Genomic DNA, 23,738 nt, shown 5'->3' with positions numbered 1-23,738 from the left:
TGCCTTCTTCTGTTATTATTATTTGTTTTTAATGATTTGAGCCATAAATTCAGCTTCGCAAACCAGCTTGTCGCCAACGAAGATATAACCTTTCATCGTGGAAATACCACGGCGGATAGGAGCCAGCAGTTCCAGACGCAGGATCAGTGTATCTCCCGGTACTACTTTCTGACGGAATTTAACGCCATCGATCTTCATGAAATAAGTGGAATAGCGTTCCGGTTCGTCTACTGAATTCAGAACGAGCAAACCGCCGGTCTGTGCCATCGCTTCAACCAGCAATACACCCGGTGTAACAGGTTCCTGCGGGAAGTGTCCGGTAAAGAACGGTTCGTTTGTCGTGATATTTTTTATTCCGACGATATAGTTACCGCCTATTTCAATGATCTTGTCGACCAGCAGGAAGGGGTAACGGTGCGGAAGCAACTCGCGGATACGGTTGATGTCCATGATCGGAGCTACGTTCGGATCGTAAATCGGAGCTTGTACTTCGTTTAATTTGATGTCCTTGCGGATCATGCGGGCCAACTGGTTGTTGATCTTATGTCCGGGGCGGGTTGCGATGATGCGTCCGCGGATAGGCTTACCGATCAGTGCCAGGTCGCCTAGTACGTCAATCAGTTTATGGCGTGCCGGTTCGTTGTCGAATACCAGCGGTTTGTTGTTGATATAACCCAGGTCGCATACGTCTTTGTGGGGTATGCCGACTTCGTCTGCCAGTTTGTCAAGGGTTTCCTGCGGCATTTTCTGGTCGTAGATAACAATTGCATTGTCAAGGTCACCGCCTTTGATCAGATTGTTCTGGCGGAGCATTTCCACTTCGCGAACGAATACAAATGTACGGGAAGCGGCAATTTCTTCGGGAAACTCGCTCAGATCGTTCATGGTGGCGAACTGATTGGATAAAACGGGCGAATCGAAGGAGATCAGCACATTCACACTGAACTTCTCGTCAGGGAGGATGATCAGTGAAGAGCCTGTTTCTTCGTCTTTTACTTCGATCTTATGTTTTACGATGTAAAAATCTTTCGGAGCGTTCTGTTCAACGATTCCTGCTTTCCGGATCTCTTCGGAGAAGAAACGTGAGCTACCGTCCAGAATCGGAAACTCGGGAGCGTTCACTTCAATCAGGCAGTTGTCGATTTCGTAGGCATATAATGCTGCCATTGCGTGTTCTACAGTGCTGATCTGGATGCCGTTCTTTGATAAAACGGTACCTCTTTGTGTACTGGCTACGTTTTCTGCCAACGCATCAATAACAGGTTGTCCTTCCAGGTCAACACGTTTAATTTTGTATCCGTGGTTTTCCGGTGCCGGATTGAACGTGATCTGTATGTCCAGTCCGGTATGCAAGCCTTTACCTTGCATCGAGAAACTCTTGGCTAGCGTCTTTTGTTTCTGCATACGTATATTAATTATTTATTGATTTCCTTTTTTAATTGTTCGATCTCGCGTTGCAACTGTCCCAGTGTACGGTACATATCGGGCAGGCGGTTGAATACGGCGCTTGAACGCATGAAGTTCTTCGCATCGATTGCCGGAGCGCCCAATACAGTCTTAGCTTCCTTGATGTCGCTGATCACACCGGATTGTGCACCGAATACGACGCCGTCGGCAATATGGATATGTCCGGCCAGTCCTACCTGTCCGCCAAACATACAATGGCTGCCGATCTTGACTGAACCGGCGATACCTACCTGGGCTGCCATTACAGTGTTTTCTCCGACTTCTACGTTATGGGCGATCTGCACCAGGTTATCCAGTTTCACACCGCGGCGGATGATGGTTGAACCCATTACGGCACGGTCGATCGTGGTATTGGCCCCGATCTCCACATTGTCTTCCAATACAACATTCCCCAGTTGCGGGATCTTTTTATAATTCTCTCCTTCGGGAGCAAAACCGAAACCGTCCGAACCAATCACAGAACCGGCATGGAGGATACAATTATTTCCGATTTTACATCCGTTATAGATGGTTGTATGCGGATAAAGAATGCAGTTATCTCCGATAGTCACGTCATCACCGATGTATGCGTTGGGATATATCTGGCAGTTCTTACCCAGCTTTACATGTTCTCCGATATAGGCAAAGTTGCCGACAAAGCAATCTTCTCCCATTGTCGCAGAGGCTGCGATGAAAGCAGCCGAAGAAATACCGGCCTTTTTAGGTTTTGACTGTTCTACCAGGTTGAGTAACATGGCAAGAGCAGAATATGCATTTTCAACTTTCACTAAAGTTGCGGTGATCTGTTCAGCCGGAGAAAAGTCGTTATTCACCAGAACAATGCTTGCTTCTGTATTATAGATATAATGTTCGTACTTGGGATTAGCCAGGAACGTCAGTGTTCCGGGTTGTCCTTCCTCTATTTTTGAGAAGTTGCTAACTTTCACTTCCGGGTTGCCATCAACGGTTCCACCAAGAAAGTCCGCTATTTGTTGGGCTGATAACTCCATTACTTATTTTGTTATATTGTATTTTGAATTGAGACTGCTCCACTAAGAACAAAGCAGTTTGCAAAAATGGTGAAAAATATTGGGATAGCCTATGCTTTGCAGGGAATAATTCCCTTATCATGCAGATATCCTGCCATTTCACGCTGCACAGCTTGTGCTGCTTCGCGGGCAAATGAGGCAAAATTCTCGGATTTATCTACGTAAATGATCGCACGTGAAGAGTTAACAAGCAAACCGCACTGATCGTTCATTCCGTATTGAGCCACTTCCTGCAAGCTGCCACCCTGTGCTCCGACACCCGGAACCAACAGGAAATGGTTGGGAGCATACTTACGGATGTCCAGAAACATTTTTCCCTGAGTTGCACCGACAACGTACATCATCTGTTCGTCGGTAGCCCAGTCCTGCGATTTCTTCAATACTTTTTCAAACAGACGTTCGCCGTTGGCATCTTCCGTCATCTGGAAATCCTGTGAGCCTTTGTTTGAAGTCAACGCCAGCAGGATTACCCATGCTTCGGGATAGATCAGGAACGGTTTTACGCTGTCTTCACCCATGTAAGGAGCCACTGTAACGGCATCCACCTTGATATGGTCGAAGAAAGAGCGGGCATACATTTCGGATGTGTTGCCGATATCGCCACGTTTCGCATCGGCGATAATGAACTGGTCCGGATAGTTTTCACGCAGGTAAGTAACAGTCTTTTCAAAGGCAAGCATACCTTTCACGCCCAGACTTTCGTAGAAAGCCAGGTTCGGTTTGTAAGCTACACAGTAATCGGCTGTAGCATCGATGATTGCCTTGTTGAAAGCGAAGATCGGATCTTCTTCAGAGAGTAAATGCTGCGGGATTTTTTTTATATCTGTATCCAATCCTACGCAAAGGAAAGATTGTTTCTTTTTAATGTTTTCGAATAATTGTTGCTTGTTCATCTTGTCTTGTGTCAAATAGTGAAATTGTTATAGTTCAGCTTCTTTCAGGCGTTCTGCATTTTCGGCAACGGTCAGTTGGTCGATGCAGGCTTGTATATCGCCGTCCATGAAAGCAGATAAATTATAGATTGTGTAGTTGATACGATGATCGGTGATACGTCCTTGCGGATAGTTGTATGTCCGGATCTTCGCGGATCGGTCGCCCGACGATACCATTGTCTTGCGTTTGTTGGCAATGTCGTCCAGGTATTTCTGATGTTCTTTGTCATAAATGAAAGAACGCAGGCGGGTAAGTGCGCGTTCCTTGTTCTTCGGCTGGTCGCGCGTCTCCGTACATTCGATCAGGATCTCTTCGCTCACGCCGGTGTTCGGGTTCTTCCAGACGTATCTCAAACGTACGCCCGATTCGACCTTGTTCACATTCTGGCCGCCGGCACCTCCCGAGCGGAAAGTATCCCACTTAATTTCACCTTCATTAATTTCAACATCAAACTCGTCTGCTTCGGGGAGCACAGCCACGGTAGCTGCTGAGGTGTGTACACGTCCCTGAGTTTCGGTACTGGGTACACGCTGAACACGATGTACGCCCGATTCATATTTGAGCGTACCATATGCTTTCTCACCGCTAACGGTGAAAATAATTTCTTTATATCCGCCCGACGAACCTTCGCTGCAACTTGACAGGGCGACTTTCCAACCTTTGGCTTCGCAGTATTTGATATACATGCGATAGAGGTCGCCGGCAAAAAGGGCGGCCTCGTCGCCTCCCGTTCCGCCACGAATTTCAACGATAGCATTCTTATCGTCTTCCGGATCGCTTGGAACAAGCAACAGCTTGATCTCTTCTTCCAGTTCCGGAATGCGGGCATTGCAGGCATCCAACTCTTCGCGGGCAATTTCCCTCATTTCAGGATCTTGCTCGGTATCGAGCATCTGCCGTGCTTCACTTATACCATTTAATGTATTGACATATTCGTTTCGGGTAGTCACGATCTTCTCCAGATCGCGATACTCTTTATTGAGTTTTACAAACCGTTTCATATCGGCTATCACTGCCGGGTCGGTAATCAGTGTTCCGACTTCTTCAAAACGGCTTACTAATCCGTCCAGTCTTCCTAATAAATTATTATCAGCCATTTATCAGATTAATATACGAAGCGACCTTTTTCGCTTTCAATAATCAATTCATTCTTATCCGCCTCTTCCACGAAGCCTACGATTTGTGCATCAATGTTGAAGCTCTTGGCAATGCTGATCACTTCTTCAGCATGTTCGGGCGACAGATAGATCTCCATGCGGTGGCCCATATTGAACACTTTGTACATTTCGCTCCAGTCGGTTCCGCTCTGTTCCTGAATAATGCGGAAAAGAGGAGGGATAGGGAACAGGTTGTTCTTTGTTACACGCTTGTTTTCTACGAAGTGCATTACTTTTGTTTGTGCTCCGCCTGAACAGTGTACCATTCCGTGTATCTGCGAACGCAGTTTATCCAGCAATACTTTGATTACCGGAGCATAGGTACGGGTAGGGGAAAGCACCAGTTTACCGGCGTCGATACCCAGTTCTTCGATTTTGTCGGTCAGTTTCAGTCCGCCTGAATAAACCAGTTCATCGGGAACAGCTGCATCGTAGCTTTCGGGATATTGGGTTGCCAGATATTTGGCAAATACGTCGTGACGGGCAGAGGTCAGACCGTTGCTGCCTGTTCCGCCGTTATATTCTTTTTCGTAGGTAGCCTGTCCGTAAGATGCCATTCCGACAATTACGTCGCCACCCTGTATATGACTGTTATCAACCACGTTTGCACGTTTCATGCGGCAAGTCACGGTGCTGTCGACGATGATCGTGCGAACCAGGTCGCCCACATCGGCCGTTTCGCCTCCGGTAGCATAGCAGCCTACACCCATTTCGCGCAGTTCGGCCAGCAGTTCGTCCGTTCCGTTAATAATGGCGGAGATTACTTCGCCGGGAATAAGCAGTTTGTTACGTCCGATAGTGGAAGAAACAAGTATATTGTCGACCGCACCTACACACAGCAGGTCGTCGATGTTCATGATCAGTGCATCCTGGGCAATACCTTTCCACACTGACAAGTCACCGGTTTCTTTCCAGTACATGTAAGCCAGGGATGATTTTGTTCCGGCTCCGTCAGCGTGCATAATGTTACAGTATTCAGGGTCACCGCCTAATATATCAGGGATGATCTTACAAAATGCTTTAGGGAATATTCCCTTGTCGATGTTCTTTATTGCATTGTGAACATCTTCTTTTGAAGCGGATACACCGCGCAGGTTGTAACGTTGGTCACTCATTGTTTTTACATATTTGGCTGCAAAGATACTATTTTTTTATGTTACTTATCTAAGTTTAAGCACATCTCCTTCTTCAGGAATGTAATCTTTGTCTTTTTTATTCATCTTATACAGGCTCTTGATCTGTATTCCGTATTTCTGTGCGATGCTGTGCATGGATTCTCCGATTTGTACAACATGGTCGTAATTAGGCTTGTCTGCCTTTTTCTTCTTCTTTTCCAGATAGACGATGTCGCCTTTCTGCAAGGGGAAGTCTTCGGGCACTTCGTTGAATTTTTTCAGATCCCTGACGCTGAAATCGAGATTTCGTGCAATCTGGTCGAAGCTGTCATTGTCTTTGGCATATACATATAGCAAACCATACGTCCGGTATATCGTATATTTTACGGCAGGATATTTTTGTTGTTTTCTTTCTTCGCGTGTCGGTTTATGTTCTTTGCCCGAATCGAAGCGGTAAAGCTCGTAATCTTCAACCACTTTGATTAGTTTATTGGCGTAAGCGCGATCGGTTGCATAACCACATTTCTGCAAACCTCTGGCCCAGCCTTTATAGTCGGTTATTTTTAGCCGGAACAGTTGGTCGTAACGCGAACGTTTCAGAAATTTGGAATGATCTTCATACGAATCTTCTACCCGTTTGTATTTACGGAAACACTCTCCGCGCAGGTCGTCGTCATGGTAAACTCGTCCGCCGCGCCAGTCGGAATGACATTTGATGCCGAAGTGGTTGTTTGAGCGGCGTGCCAGGTCGCTTTGTCCGGCTCCAGACTCCAGTAATCCCTGTGCCAGAGTGATACTGGCGGGAATTTTGTACTTCTTTTGTTGTTCTATAGCCAGAGCGCTGTATGTTTTTATATACTTTTCGTATGAAGGTATTTTGCGCTGGGTGGCTGCCTCCGCTAATGTAGCAATGAAAAATAAGAGGCAAAAAATCCGTATTGTTAGTTTCATAAAACGAGCTCCTAAAGTATTTATTTTCGCAAAGATAATGAAGCTGGATATATTATTCTTCTAAATAATCTATAAAATACTGGTTTATATCCTGCTAATTTTAGCCAGATAATCATAATGTTCTCCTTCCCGTATCTTCTCTGCTTTGAACCCATTGTTTGCCGCATGCAGGCTGAGCGTCTGAAAATCTAAGTATAACCAGTCGAATCGGTCGCCCCTGATGTTTTTATATTGCATGAGGAAATCCACTTCTCCGTAATAGTCATCATCAATATCTATGTCGAGATTGCCATCTTCATCTTCAAACAGGTAACGGAGGTCGGAAGAGTCCATCCATACACAACCTCCGGGAGCAAGCAGGCGTTTTAAGGTATTGAAGAAAATCGGGAGATTGGCTATCTTTCCGACAATCCCCGAACCGTTCATCAGCATCAGGATCGTATCGAAGCTGCCGCTGAACTGTTTGTTGAAGAAATTTTCCAGGCAGGCATCCTTTACGCCTCTTTTCTGCATGACCTCTACAGACAAAGGTGAGATGTCGATGGCTTTTACCGTCTTTCCCATTTCCTGCAATGCCAGCGAATGGCAGCCGCTTCCGGCACCGACATCGAGTATTCTGCCTTCACTCATGCGGAGTGCATCCTGTTCTAGTGCCGGCATTTCCGTAAAATTGCGGAATAACTGTTTAACCGGGATTTCATCTTCATCGAACATGGAAGAAAAAACGCGGAGTTTACTAGCTTTACCGTTCGCGAAATAATCTGCGATAGCGGCGCCCATCGGGTCTTTTTGGGGTGTGAGTAAGGGTATTTGCATATCCTGATTTGGAATTATTCGTATTTTATCGGACAAAGATACAAATTTACTATCTTTGTTTATCTAATCATTAGTCTTATGAAAGAAATCAAACTGGAAACAAAAATAACGGTTTATTCGCTGAACGAAGTTCCGGATGAGGAACTGCCTTTGGTTCATGCGGCTTTGAAGGCAACGGAACAATCATATGCTCCTTATTCAAAATTTCATGTCGGGGCGGCAGCGTTACTGGCTGACGGGACAATTGTGACGGGAAGTAACCAGGAGAATGCGGCTTACCCATCCGGCTTATGTGCGGAGCGGGTTACTTTGTTCCATGCCGGACATCAGTATCCCGATATTCCGGTAGTTGCCCTGGCGATTGCAGCGGCAACAGGAGGGAAACAGGTGGAAAGTATTTCGCCTTGCGGTGCTTGCCGGCAGGTACTGTTGGAAACAGAACAGCGATATGGTCAGTCTGTGAAAGTGTTGCTTTGCGGAACAAAGGATGTGATGGTTGCTCCAAGTGCGGTATCGCTTTTACCGCTTTGTTTTGGGAAAGAAGATTTGAAATCGGAATAATACAATAAGTTCTGAATGTACGTAGTAAAAAAAGCGGGACAAGAAGTCAAACCTCTTGTCCCGCTTTTTTTATTTAACTATCTGATCAGATACCCAAAGAAGCTTTGATCTGGTTGATCTTTTCTTCGGCAGCTTTGTTTGCTTCCGGTAAATCTTCCAGGCTTTTTACTTTTGAATGAACTTCGCAGTAGAATTTAATCTTCGGTTCTGTTCCTGACGGACGGATAGATATTTTCGTATTGTCTTCAGTAAAGTATTGCAGAACGTTGGAAGTTGTCGGCATATCCAGTGTGATCGTTTCGTTATCGTTGTAGCTGTAACCTTTCAGTGAAGCATAATCATAGAATAATGAAACTTTGGAACCTGCGATTTCCTGTAACGGGTTTTCGCGGAAGTTCTTCATCATCGCTTCGATTTCTTCTGCACCGCTCTTGCCTTTTTTCACAACAGAGATACCTTTTTCTTTAGAGAAACCATATTGTACATAGATGTTCTGCAACAACTGGTACATGGTGATACCCTGATCTTTTGCCCATGCTGCGATTTCTGCCAGGATAGCGCATGCAGAAACTGCATCTTTATCGCGAACGAAGTCTTCGCAAAGGAATCCGTAGCTTTCTTCACCGCCACCGATGTAGTTTTTCTTTCCTTCGTTTTTCTTCATTACGTCGGCAATCCATTTGAAACCGGTGTAAACGTCGTATATTTCAACACCATTGCGCTCAGCGATCGTACGGATCAACTCGGTTGTAACGATTGTTTTTACGATATATTCTTTGCCGTTTACCTTGCCTAATTCTTTCCAGCGGGTAATCAGGTAATAAACGAACATCAAAGCTGTCTGGTTACCGTTCAGCAATACCCATTCGCCTTCATTGTTCTTAACAGCTGCACCAACGCGGTCAGCATCCGGGTCGGAAGCCATTACCAGTTCGGCATCTGTTTCTTTCGCTTTCTCAACAGCCATAGCCAACGCTGCCGGTTCTTCCGGATTCGGAGAGATAACTGTCGGGAAGTCACCGCTTACAACATCTTGTTCCGGAACATGGATGATATTAGTGAATCCGAATGCTTTCAATGTATCCGGAACGATCTTTACACCGGTTCCGTGGATCGGGGTGTAAACGATCTTCATGTCATGGTGACGTTTGATTGCTTCCGGAGAAAGGGAAATAGTTGTCAAAGCGTCGATATACAAATTGTCGATTTCAGAACCGATGATTTCAATCAGGTCTTTATTGCCTTTGAATTTGATGTCGCTGGCATTGCGGATCTTGTTTACTTCGGCGATCGTGTTACGGTCGTGCGGAGCGATCATCTGTGCACCGTCGTCCCAGTAAGCCTTGTAACCATTGTATTCTTTCGGGTTATGTGAAGCTGTCAGGATGATACCGCTCTGGCATCCCAGTTTACGGATAGCAAAAGACATTTCCGGTGTCGGGCGAAGGTCTTCGAACAGGTACACTTTTATACCGTTAGCAGAGAAGATATCTGCCGAGATTTCGGCAAACTTGCGGCTATTGTTACGGCAATCATGGCCGATAACAACTTTGATCTGATCCAGATTGGCAAATTCCTTTTTCAGATAATTTGACAAACCCTGTGTAGCAGCACCGACAGTATAAATATTCATACGGTTGGTTCCTACACCCATGATACCTCTTAAACCTCCTGTACCAAATTCAAGGTCTTTGTAGAAAGATTCGATCAGTTCGGTCGGATCTTCGCTGTCTAATAATTCCTGAACTTTTGCTTTTGTTTCGGCATCATAACTTTTGGTAAGCCAGCTTTGCGCTTTACTTCTTACCATTTCTAGCAGTTCGTTGTTTTCCATACCCAAATATCTTGCATTTATATATGTGTTATTTCCTAATTTATGAGAAAACAAAGATACAAATTAATTGTTGTAAACAATGGCTCGCAGCCTTATTTTCAAGAAAAAAGAAAAAGTTATTTTTTACCACGTAAACGGATAAGTATAAGTAGATTGATTTCCACAGGCATCTGTTACGACCAGTTTCAGCGTGTGTTTCCCTCTTGCCAGCCGCTCTTTATCGAAGTGGTAGGTAATGACGGACTTACTATTCATTTCAAATAAAACATATTGACCGTCGATTTCACCCCGGTATGTTTGTACGCCGCTCAGGTTGTCCGACAGTCTGAGTGTGATGGCTTGCTGGCTAACCCATGTTGCCGGATTGAGAGGTGTAATGGTCGGCGGGACAAGGTCCTGACCGAGCGTGTAGCTTCCCATTTCTTTTATATCGGCATCGACCCAGCCGTTGCGGTAGACACCTCCGGTCCATGACCGGCGTCCGTTTTGCAGTCGGACAATACCGTATTGCTGTTTGTTATCCAGTGTGTCTGTTTGCAATCGGAGGGATAATTTGGCTGATTTGTGGAAAGCGACCGGTTTGTTGTGTAATATATGTGTGGCACCCAGCGCAGCGCTGTCTTCTTTGACGGAATAGCGGAAATATAAGTCGTCGTAAAGATTTCCTTTCGGGATTGTCAGGCGGATTCCTTTGGCTCCGAAACGGTTGTCGCTCCACCAATGGAATAATTCGGCGTTTTCCGTGTCGATTTCCGGGATCGGTTGTTCTTTACCTTCGATCCGGATAGAAAGCTGGGTTGTGTTGCCGAAAGCGTCTGCCAGTTTGTAAGTCAGGTGATAGGTGCGGGGTTCGTCGATAGTCAGGATCCCGCGGTTAAGGCTTTCGATGAAACGAAGCCGGTTTCCCGGGTCGACAAAACTTTTGATATAGAACGAACGGTGTTCTTTCCATTCTTCAAAGTCAGTGAAACTATTCAAATAGCGTGTCTCATCGAAAGCGAAACGATCCAGGTTGCTATGAAAAATAACCTGGCTGTCTGCCGTCAGTGTGATGTCTTTGATACCATAAATATTGGAGGTGTTATCCATGTAATCGTATCCTTTTACAGCCAGCCCGATTTCTCCCCAGGCTTCAATCTTTCCGGTCAGTGTTTGTTTTCCGTTCTTGGCTGTGACCGGTTTTAGTTCCAGTTTCCGGCGGCTTCCGTTCACGACGCCTTTTCCAGGCATTGAATAGACCATGATTCCCTGTATCTTGGGAGCCTGAGTATCTTTTATTAAATCTTTGTAGTATTCTATCGGGTCCATCGGTTCTTCCGTCTCTGTGTCGCGCACTTCGAAATGGAGGTGCGGACCGCCGGAGCTTCCCGTGTTTCCGCTCAGCGCGACGAGTTCGCCTTCTTTAACAGGAAGTTCATCCGGAGTGAGGCTCAGGTTTACATTGAAACTTTCCTGTTCGTATTGTTTTTCTTTGAGATAAGCGGTGATCTTTTGAGAGAATTTCTGAAGATGACCGTAAACCGTAGTCGTGCCGTCCGGATGTGTAATATACAGGCCGTTGCCATATCCCCAGGGACTTACGGAGATGCGTGAAACATATCCGTCCTGCACGGAGTGGATCGGTTTCCCTTCGACACCTTGTGTTTTGAAATCTATTCCCGAGTGGAAATGATTGCTTCTCAGTTCTCCGAAATTCCCGCTTAGCAAGACCGGAATATCCATCGGTTTGCGAAGTTGCTGGGCTTCGGCTATGTTACTTGTTATTCCGGCGAGGAGGATAATCCCTGCCAGTATATGGTGTATCTGCATGTCTGTTTTAATTCAATCTTTGTTAGGCAAAGATAGTAAAAAGTCGGTAATGAGAGGCAAATGGTCACTGTAACCGCCTTCGTATTTAAAACCGTAATAGGTGCGGAAAGGTCGTTTGCCGTGCCAGGTCTTATCATCCGTGAGCAGGAAGGGAGGCATGAATATTCGATTGCTTCCGGGAACAACATGCATGAGGGAGTTTTTATCGATCAGATTGCCGGATACGACGATATGATCCAGCTGATTCCATTCTCCCTGATACTTGTGGGTTCCGGGATTGTTCAGGACATGGGGATCGGCAAAAAGGTTGTAGAGTTTGTCGGATTCCGGATTTTCGGAGATTTTTCCGGCAGACAGTATTTGTGTGATACTGGCGTTTTCCGGTGTGTCGTTAAAATCTCCCATGATCAGGAGTTGAGGCGTTTTCCGGATTTGTAGCAAGGAGTCGCACAGATACCTTAATGTACGGGCAGCATCGAAACGGTCGGCTTCGCTTTCCTTTTCTCCTCCGTAGCGCGAAGGAAGATGACAGACGAATACATCTAATGTGTCGGAGGTTATTATTTTTCCCCATACATGGAGAATGTTACGTGTCTGTTTATGTGTTTTATGGGTGAAGAGTACCGGGTGCTCTTTATGGCTGATATATCCGAATTGAGTTCGTTGATAAAGAAGGGCAGAATTTATTCCCCTTGTATCTGAACCGTGTGTCATACAGTACCGGTATTGTTGTTGTTTCAAAGGTGTCCGGTTCAGCAAATGGATCAGGACGGAATCGTTTTCCACTTCACAGAGGCCGATTAGGGCGGGAGTATCCCATTCACCTGCGGCGCTGATCACTTTGGCTATTTGCTGAAGTTTATGGTAATATCGTCCGCGTGTCCAATGATGATTACCTGATGGGAGGAAGTCATTATCGTTCTTGTCCGGATTGTCTTCGGTGTCGAACAGGTTCTCTACATTGTAACTCATAACCCTGAATCCGGGCTGGGCGTTTATCGGATGGGAGAGAAAGGCGAGAACGCAAATTAATATAGCTAAGGTTCTGGTCATATTTAATTGTTTTTATTCTTCTTCTTTAGGAACAAATTCATAAGCACCTATATCCGGCCCGTTGTTTGTCAGTCGGTTGACGCCGTTACGATCGACCGGATATTTCTGGGAAACAAACAAATCGGCTTTACCTACGCCGGGAGTTGTTTCTTTATCCGGACGGAAATCGTACATATATTTGTTCTTTTCTCCGCCGGTCATCCGGTACTCCATTTTATTTTCATCGTTTTCAGTAATGAAAATAACATTTTTGAAATTATCATTTGAAATCTTCTGTAATTTTATGACACAATGATTGAACAGATAATTGGAACTGCTACTACGTAAAATGTATTTCTCATCGGATACGATTTGCAATTCTCCTTCTTTCAGATTGTTGCTGGCTTTATAGCTTCCGTCGATTATGCAATTGTCAAAATTAGCTTCTAGCAAGGGATATGGGCCTATGTCATTAACTTTGAAATTATCCAATATGCGTAATGTCTGGCTGCTCTCACCGTCCTGTGATAGTGAATGGCGCGATTTTAATGACATGTAGTTCACTATTGTACAATGTGTGAAGTTGTATTTTCCTCCGGCTAAGACCATAACATCTGCTGTTGCATTTGTAAATTCACTGTTTGCTGCTTCTATGTTACAATTGACAGCTCTTAATCCGCTTCCGTCCATATTAGTGATCTGCGAATTGCTGATCTTCAATTTCGACTTTTCCGGGTCGGATGCTTTACAGGTTATACCATTGTTTCCGTTTTTTACTATTACATTATTAAATACGTTGTCAAAACTTTCACTGTTGAATACAATTCCTTCCCATTGTCCCGGTGTACGGTCGTACGGGAGCACGTCGTTCAAAATGAAATCGAGACGGTCACCGCGGAAGACTATCGGTTTATCCATGGTTCCGTTCGCAACGATTGTTCCGTCAACGATGATCTTTGCTTTGTCGTGCATATAGAAAGTGGTGCCTTCTTCGATATTAACTGTCACACCTTTGTCTATCATCAGGCTGTCGTATATCAGATAAGGACGTTCGGCTGTCAGCTTGGTGTCTTCACTCAATGTCTGTCCGCCTTTTATCAGCTTGACATCCTGTCCGCATGCCTCCAGTAAAACTGTTTGTTTCACGCTGTTGTAGGTGAACACTATTGAATCCTGGATTAATAACGGTTGGTCTTTTCCATTCGGATTGACAGTGACTTCCACAAATATATACATGCTGTCTTTGGCTGCAATTCTGATATTGTCGAAATTGTCACCTTTTCGTCCGTCCACGTTGATACGGAATCCGCTGGTAGCAGGCGAAGCTTGTATGATTCTCTCTATATTCAGCGGTTCACTGTTTTTGTTGTAAACCATGAATTGTTTAGTGGCTGAGCCTATCGTGGTAAAGACAGTATCGAATGATAAGGTATCTGTCGAGAAACTCAACCGGTGATTCGGATTGGTCGAATAATTTTCGTCCAGCCCGTCGCATCCAGCCAACAGGTTGAGTAAAAGTGTACATATTATAAGCAACGGCGCTGTAATTCTTTTCATTTTCTCTAAATGTTAAAATGTATGCCTTTGTGTTCTTGTTTCTTTATAAACAAACGATTTATAAAGAATGTTTTCAGGCATTAACATAAAAAAAGAGGAAAAACACGATTAAAGTGTTAATCCTCTTTTTATAACGCAGAATATTTAATTTTATTTTGCCGGTACGCTTTTTAATAATTCTAAAAGATGAGTCCACCACAAACCGACGGTCTTAATTTCGATCCGTTCGTTCGGAGAGTGAACATCTCTTAAAGTCGGTCCGAAAGAAATCATATCCAGATTAGGATATTTTTCGAGGAACAGTCCGCATTCCAGTCCGGCATGGATAGCCATGATCTTGGCGTCCTTATTGAATAAACGTTTATATGTATCCTGTGCGACTTTCAGGATTTTGGAATCCGGATTAGGAGCCCATCCCGGATAACCGTCACCGTGGGTAACAATCGCTCCGGCCAGTTTAAATACGGAGGCTACCTGGTTGGCAATCATGTTTTTGCATGATTCGATGGAGCTGCGCTGGCTGGTTCCGACAGTGATTATCAATTGTTCTGTTTCGGCTTCATGTCTCATTTTTACGGAAGCCAGGTTGGTAGAAGTTTCAACCAATCCTTCGATGTCATGGCTCATGCCGATAACGCCATGAGGACAAGCATGCAAAGCCCAGATTACCTTTTCCATATCGAAATTAGACAGGCATAATTCCGGACGGTCGGTCGATTCCATGGTGATCTGTACGTTAGGATCAATATGTTTCAGTTCGTTTTCGATATCCGCCGTATAGTTATTGAGCAGTACGCGAACCTGTTCTTTATCTTCCGAATAAAGTCCGATGACTGCATGCGCTTCACGGGCTATCGCATTGCGCAGATTACCACCTTCAATCGAACACAAAGTGAAGTCAGCTTCATTGTTCAATAAATACAGGAAACGAACCAGTATTTTGTTTGCATTACCCAGCCCCTTATGTATTTCACCGCCGGAATGTCCGCCGTTCAATCCTTTTACATCAATTTTGAAATATAGCATATTGGGGTTGGTCGGGCGTTGTTTGCAATGGAACACGGCCTGTGTATCTTTTCCTCCGGCACAACCCATAAAGATTTCGCCTTCGTCTTCGCTGTCGAGGTTCAACAGGATATCTCCGGTCATGAAACCTTTTTCAAGAGCTTTTGCTCCGGTCAGGCCAGTTTCTTCGTCAACAGTAAACAAGCATTCGATTGGTCCGTGTTCGATATCGTTGGAAGCCAGGATAGCCAGTTCGGCGGCAACACCGATACCATTGTCGGCTCCCAGAGTTGTTCCGTTAGCACGCAGCCAGTCTCCGTCTACAATTGTTTCGATCGGGTCGTTGTCGAAATCGTGAACTGTTCCGTTGTTTTTCTCGCAAACCATATCCATGTGCGACTGAAGGATAACAACCGGCAGCTTTTCATATCCGGGTGTTGCAGGTTTCGACATCAGGATGTTTCCGGCTGCATCTTTCTTTATGGCGATTTTATACTCTTTTGCGAACGATTCCAGATACTGGATCATTTTGCCTTCCTTCTTTGAAGGGCGGGGCACTTGTGTTACCTGGTGGAAAAACTTCCAGACGATTTCAGGCTTTAAGTCAGTAATCTTCATAATGTTACAATATATTATAGTTGTTACTATATAGTTAATAATGCGATCGTTTCAGGAGTTATGTATGAAAAAAAGTAGAATTAAATACCAAAAAGATACTTTATAATCACTTAAACTCTTATATTTGCGTCCACAAATATAGAGAAAATGCTTACAACGATATTATTAACGGTCATAATTCTTGTTATTTGTGTTGTGTTACTTGCTGTAAAAGTGATATTCAAGAAGGGGGGAAGGTTCCCGAATACGCATGTCGGAGGTAACAGAGCACTGAGTAAAAAAGGCATCCATTGTGCCAAGACGCAAGACCGCGAACAGAAGAAGCAAAAGAATCTATATGATAGAGTAAAAGAAATAGAAGAATAAAATAAGGATTTAATTTACACTTTATGAAGAACATTAACTACGTAATTAATGGTGTGCTCGCGGTGGCTGTCGTGATATTGTTCATAATGCAATTTTCCGACAAGAAAGAATCGACAGTAACAAAAACATTTGCATCCGGAGAAGGTGATACAACAAACCTCCTTCCTATAGCCTATGTCAATGTAGATTCGCTTTTACTTAATTATAATTATTTCAAGGATCTGAATGAACAGCTCCTGAAAAAAGAAGAAAATTCGCGTGCTAATGTAACACAGCAGGCACGTGCATTGCAGAATGAAGTTCAGGAATTCTATCGTAAAGTGGAAAACAACGCTTTCCTTACTCGCGAAAGAGCTCAACAGGAACAGGAACGTCTGATGAAGAAAGAACAGGAAATACAGTCATTGGACAATAAACTGTCACAGGAACTGCTACAGGAACGCCAGAAGCTGAACGAACAACTTCGTGATACAGTGGTTTCAAAATTGAAAGTATATAATAAAGAAAAAGGATATCAGGTAATTTTCAGTAACACCGCAGATGATAATATTTTGTTAGCCGGCGATGCTTACGATATCACAAACGAATTGATCGACTTGTTGAATAAGAGTTATTCCAGCGGAAAATAAGTAGTATCAAAACGATATACAAAAAGCTGTTGCATTAAATGTAACAGCTTTTTTTGTATCATACCGTTTTATTTATTGTTATGCAGAGAATAAACCCCATTGCAATGGGAGTATTTCCCCACTCTAATGGGGGTGTTTCCCCACTGCAATGGGGGTGTTTCCCCATATAGAAGGGGAAAAGTCCCCACATAATAAAATAGGGTGGGGAAAATTGATAGGATTATTTTTGTTGCTTTCCGGAAACGAATGATGAGTAGAGTAATAGTACGGCTGCAATTGTCAGGCAGATAATCCACTCTTTCATATCTTTGAACATCAACCCGGAGGCACAGATCATCAGGACAGAGGCTATTATGTTAAAACGGTGCAACCTGCGTTCGCGAAACTCCATATCTTTAGTAGGGAGCGTCAGGAAGCATACAGCCATTCCGGCAGCTCCGACGGCAAACAGGTAAGGTGCCAGAAACCATTTGGTAAGGAAAAGGACTGCCCCGGCCAGTATCAGTAAACCGGCCATACTGAAAATGATTGTTCTTGCTTTTTGATTCATTATTTCTTTTTGATGATATAGACGTCTTCGTTCGGCTTCTTCATGAAATATTCTTCACGGGCGAAGCGTTCCAAACCTTCTTTGTCGGTACGAAGATCGTTCAGTTTCTTACTGTTTATCTCGATCTCTTTCTGATAATGTTTGATCTCTCTTTCCAGGCTGCGGATCTTTTCGTCGTACGTATACCGCTTATACAAATTGCTGTCGCCCACCGTAAAAGTGAGGATCAGAAATCCGATGATAACCAGCCAATAGGCATTTATCCTGGATAGATACTTGTTGTAAAAGTCTTTTATGCGTGACATGGAACTTCGTTTTTGCAAAGGTAAATGAATTATTTTGTATATCTTTGTGTTGTTAATAAAAAAGCAAAGAATGGACAATTATATTGTATCGGCAAGAAAATATCGCCCGTCAACCTTCCGTAGTGTTGTAGGGCAGAAGTCTCTTACCACTACACTAAAAAATGCAATACAAAGTAACAAACTTGCACATGCCTACCTTTTCTGCGGACCGCGTGGTGTCGGGAAGACTTCGTGTGCACGAATCTTTGCGAAGACAATAAACTGCCTGAATCCGGCAGCAGACGGTGAGGCTTGTAACGAGTGTGAATCATGCCAGGCTTTCAATGAACAGCGTTCCTATAATATTCATGAACTGGATGCTGCATCCAACAACTCGGTCGACGATATCCGTTCGTTGATTGACCAGGTGCGTATCCCGCCTGCAATCGGAAAATATAAGGTATTCATCATCGATGAGGTTCATATGTTGAGTTCGGCTGCATTCAACGCCTTCCTGAAAACGTTGGAGGAGCCGCCGCATCATGCCCTGTTTATTTTAGCGACTACGGAGAAGCATAAAGTACTTCCGACTATTCTGTCGCGTTGCCAGATATATGATTTCTCCCGCATCTCGATTGCCGATATGGTGGAACATCTGGAATATGTCGCCTCTCTGGAAAATGTGACTGCTGAGCCGGAAGCATTGAACGTAATTGCCCAGAAAGCTGATGGCGGTATGCGTGATGCTCTGTCTATTTTCGACCAGGTAGTTAGTTTTACCAATGGCAATATTACTTATCAGGCTGTCATCGACAATCTGAATGTACTCGATTACGAATATTATTTCCGTCTTACGGACGCAATCTTGGCAGGAAATGTACGTTCGTCTATCCTGATCCTGAATGAAATATTGAGCAAAGGATTTGACGGGCAGAATATCATTACCGGGTTGGCCGCCCATTTCCGTGATTTGCTGGTTTGTAAGGATGAGGCAACTCTGATTTTGTTTGAAGTCGGAGCCTCGATCCGCGAAAGATATAAAGAGATGGCAAAACGCTGTCCGGATCAGTTGCTTTTTAAGGCGATCGAACTGGCTAATACCTGTGATCTGAATTATCGTGCCAGCCGTAACAAACGTTTGCTGTTGGAACTGACGCTTATCCAGCTTTGCCAGCTGAGTAATGCAGGGCAGACGGCCGACGATAAAAAAAAAGGAGTAATTGAACCGATCGCATCCGGTGCTCCTGGACAGCCTGTTTCTCAGGGCACACAGGCTTCGCCGCAGGGGCAACCTGTCCGTCAGCCAGTTCAACCATCCAATTATCCCGGTTTGCCGGCTTCACAGCAACCGGCTGATACGGGTAATAACAATGGTCGTGTAGTGACTTCAAATATGCCTTCTTCGGCAACAGCTATTCCGCAGCCTCCTGCTGCAACTCCTCCTAAACGTCCTTCCCGTCCGCAACATTTGGGTACGTCACTGAAGGAAATCGGTGTGGAAAAACCGAAGAACCAGATGGGGCAGCAGGAAAACCGGACAGTACAGGAGATGGTCAACCATTTCACAGAAGAAGACCTGGTGCGTTGTTGGGATGCTTATGCGACAAGCGGAATTATCGATAAGAAAGTTTATCTGAAGAATACGATGATCAACTGTAAGCCTGTTTTGCAGGAAAACTATTTCTTTGAAGTAGGTGTGCATAATCCCGGTCAGCAGGATGAACTGAGTAATGGTTGTGTGGATTTATTGAATTATTTGCGTACGCAACTACGAAATACCCGTATTCAGATGCGTGTCCGGATTATCGAAACGAACGAAAAGCATTTAGCCTATACGGCAACCGAGAAGTTCGAACATTTATTGACCGTAAATCCTGTCTTGGGAAAACTGAAAGACGAGTTCAATCTGACACTGGATTAATTCTTTCAACGGATGAAACAAGGGCGGTTTTCTGTTTAGACGAATATTATAACGTTTTTGATCAGCCTTTATCCGCTAAATGTTTGTATTTTAGCGGATAAATAAAAAATGTTGATATGAGAATGAAGAATTGGCTCCTGTTTCTGATGATACCTGTGATTGGCACGGGTTGTGCGACAATGGATCCGACATCGCGTACGATAGTGGGTTCGCAGGTCGGGATGTTGGCGGGTACGGTTACCGGTGCAGTGATCGGGCATGCGGCCGGAGGATATCGCGGAGAAGCGATCGGTTCGTTTGTGGGATCGGTCGGAGGAACAGTTCTGGGTGCGGCTGCCGCTTCCTCTCAAAACCAACGTGACAGGAATACAGCGAGTGCCAGAGAGTATCAGGTCCCCTATCTGGTTATTGAGGATATTTATCTGGAAGACCGGAATAACAACCAGATCGTAGATGCAGGAGAAAGTTGCCGTATCTCGTTTATCTTATCGAATGAAGGCAGACAAACGGCTTACAATATTGAGCCTGTTATCAAGGTTGAACAGGGAGGCAAATATGTGAAACTTTCAAAACCTCTTGTTATCCGTCAATTACCGCCGCATAAAAGAGTCAGTTATACTGTCACCTTGCATGCTTCTCCCAAGTTGAAAGCCGGAGAAATAGTGCTGTCTGTCCGCCTGAAATCTTCAGACGGTTATCTGACGGATAAGGAGACTTTTACATTGCCTGCCGGAAGATATTAGGCATTTAGCTTTTCGTCGTAAGGCAATACAATTGAGAAACAACTTCCTTTTCCTACTTCTGAGCGGAGATCCAGATGACCTCCGAGTTTTTCGGCAATGATTGTACTGATCGACAGACCGAGCCCGGTTCCTTTGTCGGCGTCATCCATTTTGTAGAAACGCTCGAATATCTTTTTCTGGTGTTCTTCCGGGATGCCCTGTCCGGTGTCTTCTACAAATAAGACTATTTCACGATTTGTTTCGTCCAGTTGATAACCGATCCTGATATGTCCTTCCGGAGTGAACTTCACTGCATTGTTGATGAAGTTGGAGACGACTTGTTTCAGTCTGGTTTTGTCTACACGTGCAAATAATGCTTTCCCGGGAACAGATTTTATAAATTCCAGATTCCGGGGAATGGACACCTGATGTGTACTATATACTTCAGATATCAACTCAGATAAGTTGTAATTTTCTAAAGAGAAAGACATTTTCCCTGATTCCATTCGCGAGAGGTAAAGAATGTCATTTATTAATTTTAGTAATGATTCGCAGTTCTGGTTAATCGTATTGATAAATAAGGAACGTTCCTCCGCACTGATATCTTCGTCAGATGCCAGTAAATTGGAGAAACCGACAATTGCATTCAGTGGTGTGCGTATTTCGTGGTTCATGTTGGCAAAAAATGATTCTTTGCGTTCCACTTTGAGGGCCATATCTCTTACTTCTTCCGCTTTTATTTTAGCGATTCTCAAATTCTCTTTTGATATGATGAGTTCGTCTCTTTCTTTTTTCAGTTCGTCTTCCGATTTTTGCAGTTTCTTTTTGATTCGTGCCAGGCGGAAGTAAAATATGGATATGAAAACAAGAGTAACTATCAACATTGCCAGGATGATCCAACTTGCCCGTAATAAATTATGTTTGTTCTTTAGTTCCAGTTCGCTGTTTTTCAGTTGTAATTGATCGGTATCGTATATCGTTCTGAATTCATTCAGTTGTGAGTCTAGCCAAGCATTATTTAGCGAATCTTTCAGGATATTCAAATCCTGATACGATTTGATCGCTTCATTCAATGCCCCTGTATGAGCCAGCAGGTTGGCATTTTGTTCCAAAAGTTCAGGATTTTCATTTGGAGTCGTTTGGCCGGGATGATGGTAAGCCTTCTGGAATTCATTGAAAGCTTCATAGTATTTTCCTGTTGCTTCGTAGTAATTGGCTACAGCCAAACGATAATCTATCTGATTTTTCTCTGAAAGATCCGGATAGCTTTCCTTTACCTCTTTGAGAATAACCTGTGCTTCAGCGTATTTTTTTAACTTTATATAGAAATTAGCTTTCCATGTCTGCAACTCCATCCATTCGTTTAGCATGTAAGTTTTTTTCCCGCTGTTGTCGACACGTATTTTTCTGACTTCTTCAATTAATTCTTCATATTGTCTGATATAATCCAGTCCTTTTGAATATTCGTTTATACTGTTGCAAATAGAGATAAGCCCCAGATATGTCTTTATTTTCCAGCCTTTCCAGCCGGTTTCGTTCACGGGAATTAAGGATAAAGCCGTTTCAAGGGAATTTATGGCTTCTTTGTTTCTTTTGGCTGCAAACATGGCATTTCCCAGACTCATGTTTGACGCAACCAATCCTTCCAGGCTTTCATTTTCTTTGGCTGTCTCATACATTTTTTTTGCAGTCTGAATTGCTTGTTGAATACGTTTGTTTTGCAATAAAAGATTGACTTCCGAATTTGACAGATAGAAATAATAATTGAATTCCTTGAATTCCAAAGCAATCGGATCCATTATGTTCTTCCAGTAATAGAATGAATCAATGTTATTTTGATTACTGTAATAAAGTGCCCTGTCGCTGTATGATTCACATACAAAGTCGAACCGGTTCTGACGTCTGGCTTCTTTTTCCTTCAATTCTGCATAATATAGAAATCTAGGTGAGTCGAACAGAAGGAGTTCTAATCCTACTATTTTATACAGGTAGAAAGAGTCACGGGGCATTGCATCCAGCTCTTTGTCCAGACTGTCAACCATGAAATCTATATCTTCTTTGTTGGTAGGATTTCCTGCCTTCACCGGAGATATGATAGAGAAAAGAATTACTACCAATATAAAATAAACGAATTTTACCATTGGGTTTCCCGCATGGGGATCGCATCGTTTAATATAGCATTTCATATAAATATAGCCTATGAATATTACCCTCGATATGGAATGCAAATTAAATGCTTATTTTGATATTTCAGATGCTGTCAAGCAATAAAAGTCACCAATAATCAATGCTTTTTAGATATTATTATATATTGGGGCAGGCTTTGGTCCAATTCGAAATAAACAAATCTGTATATTTGCCGTAATGAATTAAACGGGTAATACATTCTTTTTCTTAATGTAATATTGTACAATGATTATAGAACAAGGCTCAACGCATCATCTTGACGAACTGGCGGCTCTTTATGTACCCCGCTATACATTTTATAAGCACAAGTATGGTAGTGAGTTACTGGTGGATGTTGTCGAACTGAAAAACATCAAGAAGTTTCTGGATATCAATCCGGTGCATACGCTGACTTACTATGACATTACTTTTGTCACCGGAGGGTCAGGCTCTTTTTCGATTGATAACCAACAGTATGACGTCTGTCCTGGTGATGTGATTTTTTCAAAGCCGGGGGAGATACGTAATTGGGATAAAGACCATATTATAAATGGGTATGCACTTATTTTCGAGGAAGAGTTTCTTTCCTCTTTTTTCAAAGACGAGCGGTTCGTTCAGCATCTCAGTTATTTTGAACCTGATAAAACTGCGGCAAAAATACATCTTTCGGAATCAGTTTCCGATCGTATCTTCCAACAGATATGTAATATTAGGGATGAGATCGGTCTGTCCTCCAGGAATGGTGACCATGTGTTGAGGGCACTGCTTTATGAGGTTCTTATGCTCCTTGACAGGGGATACAAGGAGGAAGAAGGGAAAACGGATATAGTGAAGGGGCGTAGCCTTCATCTTACTAACTTTATCCGTTGGGTCGACAAGTCTTTTAAAGAACATCGTGCAGTCAGCTATTATGCTGATCAATTATGTATTACGCCGAATTACCTGAATGAAATGATTACGGCCTCCATGCAGGTCAGTGCCAAACAATATATTCATAACAAAGTGATGGGAGAGGCCAAAAGGATGCTGACCTATACTGATTTACCCGTCTCGGAAATAGCCGCCCAGCTGAACTATGAAACTGTATCTTATTTTATCCGGTCATTCCGTCAACATGCCGGACAAACTCCATTGGCATACAGAAAAATGCACAAACCGTAAAAAGTGACATTTTCTCCCTGTTTACTGTTGCATCTGGGATAGCTTCATACTCTATT

Annotated in this window: 21 protein-coding genes; 6 read left to right on the top strand and 15 right to left on the bottom strand. The window is 43.7% G+C overall.

All coding sequences use genetic code 11. The features are described from left to right. Positions 1-18 precede the first annotated feature (18 nt). From NBH14_RS06090 to NBH14_RS06060, 7 genes are all read right to left on the bottom strand, one after another. Positions 19-1,404 (bottom strand): bifunctional UDP-3-O-[3-hydroxymyristoyl] N-acetylglucosamine deacetylase/3-hydroxyacyl-ACP dehydratase, encoded by a 1,386-nt coding sequence (locus tag NBH14_RS06090; RefSeq protein ID WP_046147734.1) that lies wholly within the window; start codon positions 1,402-1,404, stop codon positions 19-21. Positions 1,405-1,415: 11 nt separating this feature from the next. Then, positions 1,416-2,456: a UDP-3-O-(3-hydroxymyristoyl)glucosamine N-acyltransferase gene (gene lpxD / locus NBH14_RS06085; protein WP_186958176.1), complete on the bottom strand. Its 1,041-nt coding sequence runs from the start codon at positions 2,454-2,456 to the stop codon at positions 1,416-1,418. 89 nt (positions 2,457-2,545) lie between these two features. Beyond that, the gene (pyrF, locus tag NBH14_RS06080) at positions 2,546-3,388 is read right to left on the bottom strand and encodes an orotidine-5'-phosphate decarboxylase (protein WP_128133668.1); all 843 of its coding nucleotides are present in this window, start codon (positions 3,386-3,388) and stop codon (positions 2,546-2,548) included. Between the two features lie 27 nt (positions 3,389-3,415). Further along, complete coding sequence (gene prfA / locus NBH14_RS06075; RefSeq protein ID WP_186958175.1) at positions 3,416-4,525, bottom strand: peptide chain release factor 1; 1,110 nt, start codon at positions 4,523-4,525, stop codon at positions 3,416-3,418. A gap of 8 nt (positions 4,526-4,533) precedes the next feature. Continuing rightward, on the bottom strand, positions 4,534-5,700 hold the full coding sequence (locus tag NBH14_RS06070) for an AIR synthase related protein (protein WP_186958174.1): 1,167 nt from the start codon (positions 5,698-5,700) through the stop codon (positions 4,534-4,536). Positions 5,701-5,745: 45 nt separating this feature from the next. Beyond that, positions 5,746-6,651, bottom strand: coding sequence for a glucosaminidase domain-containing protein (locus NBH14_RS06065; protein WP_186958173.1), 906 nt, complete (start codon positions 6,649-6,651; stop codon positions 5,746-5,748). Positions 6,652-6,735: 84 nt separating this feature from the next. Continuing rightward, positions 6,736-7,467 (bottom strand): class I SAM-dependent methyltransferase, encoded by a 732-nt coding sequence (locus NBH14_RS06060; protein WP_186958172.1) that lies wholly within the window; start codon positions 7,465-7,467, stop codon positions 6,736-6,738. A gap of 78 nt (positions 7,468-7,545) precedes the next feature. Here NBH14_RS06060 and NBH14_RS06055 point away from each other — a divergent pair, with 78 nt between their 5' ends. Further along, on the top strand, positions 7,546-8,028 hold the full coding sequence (locus tag NBH14_RS06055; protein ID WP_186958171.1) for a cytidine deaminase: 483 nt from the start codon (positions 7,546-7,548) through the stop codon (positions 8,026-8,028). 85 nt (positions 8,029-8,113) lie between these two features. Here the strand turns inward: NBH14_RS06055 and NBH14_RS06050 are convergent, their stop codons facing one another. From NBH14_RS06050 to NBH14_RS06030, 5 genes are all read right to left on the bottom strand, one after another. Next, positions 8,114-9,862: a phospho-sugar mutase gene (locus NBH14_RS06050; RefSeq protein WP_128133650.1), complete on the bottom strand. Its 1,749-nt coding sequence runs from the start codon at positions 9,860-9,862 to the stop codon at positions 8,114-8,116. 123 nt (positions 9,863-9,985) lie between these two features. After that, positions 9,986-11,671, bottom strand: a complete 1,686-nt coding sequence (locus NBH14_RS06045) for a M23 family metallopeptidase (RefSeq protein ID WP_186958170.1) — start codon at positions 11,669-11,671, stop codon at positions 9,986-9,988. A 12-nt stretch (positions 11,672-11,683) separates the two neighbouring features. Next, entirely contained in the window at positions 11,684-12,724 is a 1,041-nt protein-coding gene (locus tag NBH14_RS06040; RefSeq protein ID WP_186958169.1) for an endonuclease/exonuclease/phosphatase family protein, read from the bottom strand. Between the two features lie 12 nt (positions 12,725-12,736). Beyond that, positions 12,737-14,260, bottom strand: coding sequence for a NosD domain-containing protein (locus NBH14_RS06035; RefSeq protein WP_186958168.1), 1,524 nt, complete (start codon positions 14,258-14,260; stop codon positions 12,737-12,739). A 150-nt stretch (positions 14,261-14,410) separates the two neighbouring features. After that, positions 14,411-15,883, bottom strand: coding sequence for an aminoacyl-histidine dipeptidase (locus NBH14_RS06030; protein WP_186958167.1), 1,473 nt, complete (start codon positions 15,881-15,883; stop codon positions 14,411-14,413). Positions 15,884-16,030: 147 nt separating this feature from the next. Between NBH14_RS06030 and NBH14_RS06025 the strand changes: the two genes are divergently transcribed. Together NBH14_RS06025 and NBH14_RS06020 are read left to right on the top strand one after the other, a co-directional pair. Beyond that, positions 16,031-16,249, top strand: coding sequence for a hypothetical protein (locus NBH14_RS06025; RefSeq protein ID WP_010800383.1), 219 nt, complete (start codon positions 16,031-16,033; stop codon positions 16,247-16,249). A gap of 23 nt (positions 16,250-16,272) precedes the next feature. After that, positions 16,273-16,878, top strand: coding sequence for an OmpH/Skp family outer membrane protein (locus tag NBH14_RS06020; protein ID WP_186958166.1), 606 nt, complete (start codon positions 16,273-16,275; stop codon positions 16,876-16,878). Between the two features lie 220 nt (positions 16,879-17,098). On the opposite strand, the gene NBH14_RS06015 is transcribed toward NBH14_RS06020, so the two are convergent. Beyond that, positions 17,099-17,428, bottom strand: coding sequence for a hypothetical protein (locus tag NBH14_RS06015; protein ID WP_128133645.1), 330 nt, complete (start codon positions 17,426-17,428; stop codon positions 17,099-17,101). Beyond that, positions 17,428-17,733 (bottom strand): FtsB family cell division protein, encoded by a 306-nt coding sequence (locus tag NBH14_RS06010; protein ID WP_007653878.1) that lies wholly within the window; start codon positions 17,731-17,733, stop codon positions 17,428-17,430. The genes NBH14_RS06015 and NBH14_RS06010 overlap by 1 nt, the downstream gene beginning before the upstream one ends. Before the next feature lie 70 nt (positions 17,734-17,803). Between NBH14_RS06010 and NBH14_RS06005 the strand changes: the two genes are divergently transcribed. Then, positions 17,804-19,633 (top strand): DNA polymerase III subunit gamma/tau, encoded by a 1,830-nt coding sequence (locus NBH14_RS06005; protein WP_186958165.1) that lies wholly within the window; start codon positions 17,804-17,806, stop codon positions 19,631-19,633. A 116-nt stretch (positions 19,634-19,749) separates the two neighbouring features. Beyond that, positions 19,750-20,376, top strand: coding sequence for a YMGG-like glycine zipper-containing protein (locus NBH14_RS06000; RefSeq protein ID WP_010800380.1), 627 nt, complete (start codon positions 19,750-19,752; stop codon positions 20,374-20,376). Here the strand turns inward: NBH14_RS06000 and NBH14_RS05995 are convergent. After that, positions 20,373-22,541 carry an ATP-binding protein gene (locus tag NBH14_RS05995; RefSeq protein WP_186958164.1) on the bottom strand — a complete coding sequence of 723 codons (2,169 nt, stop codon included), beginning with the start codon at positions 22,539-22,541 and terminating at the stop codon, positions 20,373-20,375. The two genes, NBH14_RS06000 and NBH14_RS05995, sit on opposite strands and share 4 nt — an antisense overlap. 226 nt (positions 22,542-22,767) lie before the next feature. Between NBH14_RS05995 and NBH14_RS05990 the strand changes: the two genes are divergently transcribed. After that, positions 22,768-23,682: a helix-turn-helix domain-containing protein gene (locus tag NBH14_RS05990; protein ID WP_186958163.1), complete on the top strand. Its 915-nt coding sequence runs from the start codon at positions 22,768-22,770 to the stop codon at positions 23,680-23,682. Positions 23,683-23,738: the final 56 nt, after the last annotated feature.

Source organism: Parabacteroides caecihominis (assembly GCF_023656785.1).
GTDB classification, from domain to species: Bacteria; Bacteroidota; Bacteroidia; order Bacteroidales; family Tannerellaceae; genus Parabacteroides; species Parabacteroides segnis.
The sequence above is the reverse complement of the archived record's forward strand: the minus strand, read 5'-3'. Positions and strand labels throughout refer to the sequence as shown.

Excerpts from the sequence above, each read along its gene's own strand:
- NBH14_RS06090 (WP_046147734.1), bottom strand. The coding sequence starts at position 1,404 with ATGCAGAAACAAAAGACGCTAGCCAAGAGTTTCTCGATGCAAGGTAAA.
- lpxD (WP_186958176.1), bottom strand. The coding sequence starts at position 2,456 with ATGGAGTTATCAGCCCAACAAATAGCGGACTTTCTTGGTGGAACCGTT.
- pyrF (WP_128133668.1), bottom strand. The coding sequence starts at position 3,388 with ATGAACAAGCAACAATTATTCGAAAACATTAAAAAGAAACAATCTTTC.
- prfA (WP_186958175.1), bottom strand. The coding sequence starts at position 4,525 with ATGGCTGATAATAATTTATTAGGAAGACTGGACGGATTAGTAAGCCGT.
- NBH14_RS06070 (WP_186958174.1), bottom strand. The coding sequence starts at position 5,700 with ATGAGTGACCAACGTTACAACCTGCGCGGTGTATCCGCTTCAAAAGAA.
- NBH14_RS06065 (WP_186958173.1), bottom strand. The coding sequence starts at position 6,651 with ATGAAACTAACAATACGGATTTTTTGCCTCTTATTTTTCATTGCTACA.
- NBH14_RS06060 (WP_186958172.1), bottom strand. The coding sequence starts at position 7,467 with ATGCAAATACCCTTACTCACACCCCAAAAAGACCCGATGGGCGCCGCT.
- NBH14_RS06055 (WP_186958171.1), top strand. The coding sequence starts at position 7,546 with ATGAAAGAAATCAAACTGGAAACAAAAATAACGGTTTATTCGCTGAAC.
- NBH14_RS06050 (WP_128133650.1), bottom strand. The coding sequence starts at position 9,862 with ATGGAAAACAACGAACTGCTAGAAATGGTAAGAAGTAAAGCGCAAAGC.
- NBH14_RS06045 (WP_186958170.1), bottom strand. The coding sequence starts at position 11,671 with ATGCAGATACACCATATACTGGCAGGGATTATCCTCCTCGCCGGAATA.
- NBH14_RS06040 (WP_186958169.1), bottom strand. The coding sequence starts at position 12,724 with ATGACCAGAACCTTAGCTATATTAATTTGCGTTCTCGCCTTTCTCTCC.
- NBH14_RS06035 (WP_186958168.1), bottom strand. The coding sequence starts at position 14,260 with ATGAAAAGAATTACAGCGCCGTTGCTTATAATATGTACACTTTTACTC.
- NBH14_RS06030 (WP_186958167.1), bottom strand. The coding sequence starts at position 15,883 with ATGAAGATTACTGACTTAAAGCCTGAAATCGTCTGGAAGTTTTTCCAC.
- NBH14_RS06025 (WP_010800383.1), top strand. The coding sequence starts at position 16,031 with ATGCTTACAACGATATTATTAACGGTCATAATTCTTGTTATTTGTGTT.
- NBH14_RS06020 (WP_186958166.1), top strand. The coding sequence starts at position 16,273 with ATGAAGAACATTAACTACGTAATTAATGGTGTGCTCGCGGTGGCTGTC.
- NBH14_RS06015 (WP_128133645.1), bottom strand. The coding sequence starts at position 17,428 with ATGAATCAAAAAGCAAGAACAATCATTTTCAGTATGGCCGGTTTACTG.
- NBH14_RS06010 (WP_007653878.1), bottom strand. The coding sequence starts at position 17,733 with ATGTCACGCATAAAAGACTTTTACAACAAGTATCTATCCAGGATAAAT.
- NBH14_RS06005 (WP_186958165.1), top strand. The coding sequence starts at position 17,804 with ATGGACAATTATATTGTATCGGCAAGAAAATATCGCCCGTCAACCTTC.
- NBH14_RS06000 (WP_010800380.1), top strand. The coding sequence starts at position 19,750 with ATGAGAATGAAGAATTGGCTCCTGTTTCTGATGATACCTGTGATTGGC.
- NBH14_RS05995 (WP_186958164.1), bottom strand. The coding sequence starts at position 22,541 with ATGAAATGCTATATTAAACGATGCGATCCCCATGCGGGAAACCCAATG.
- NBH14_RS05990 (WP_186958163.1), top strand. The coding sequence starts at position 22,768 with ATGATTATAGAACAAGGCTCAACGCATCATCTTGACGAACTGGCGGCT.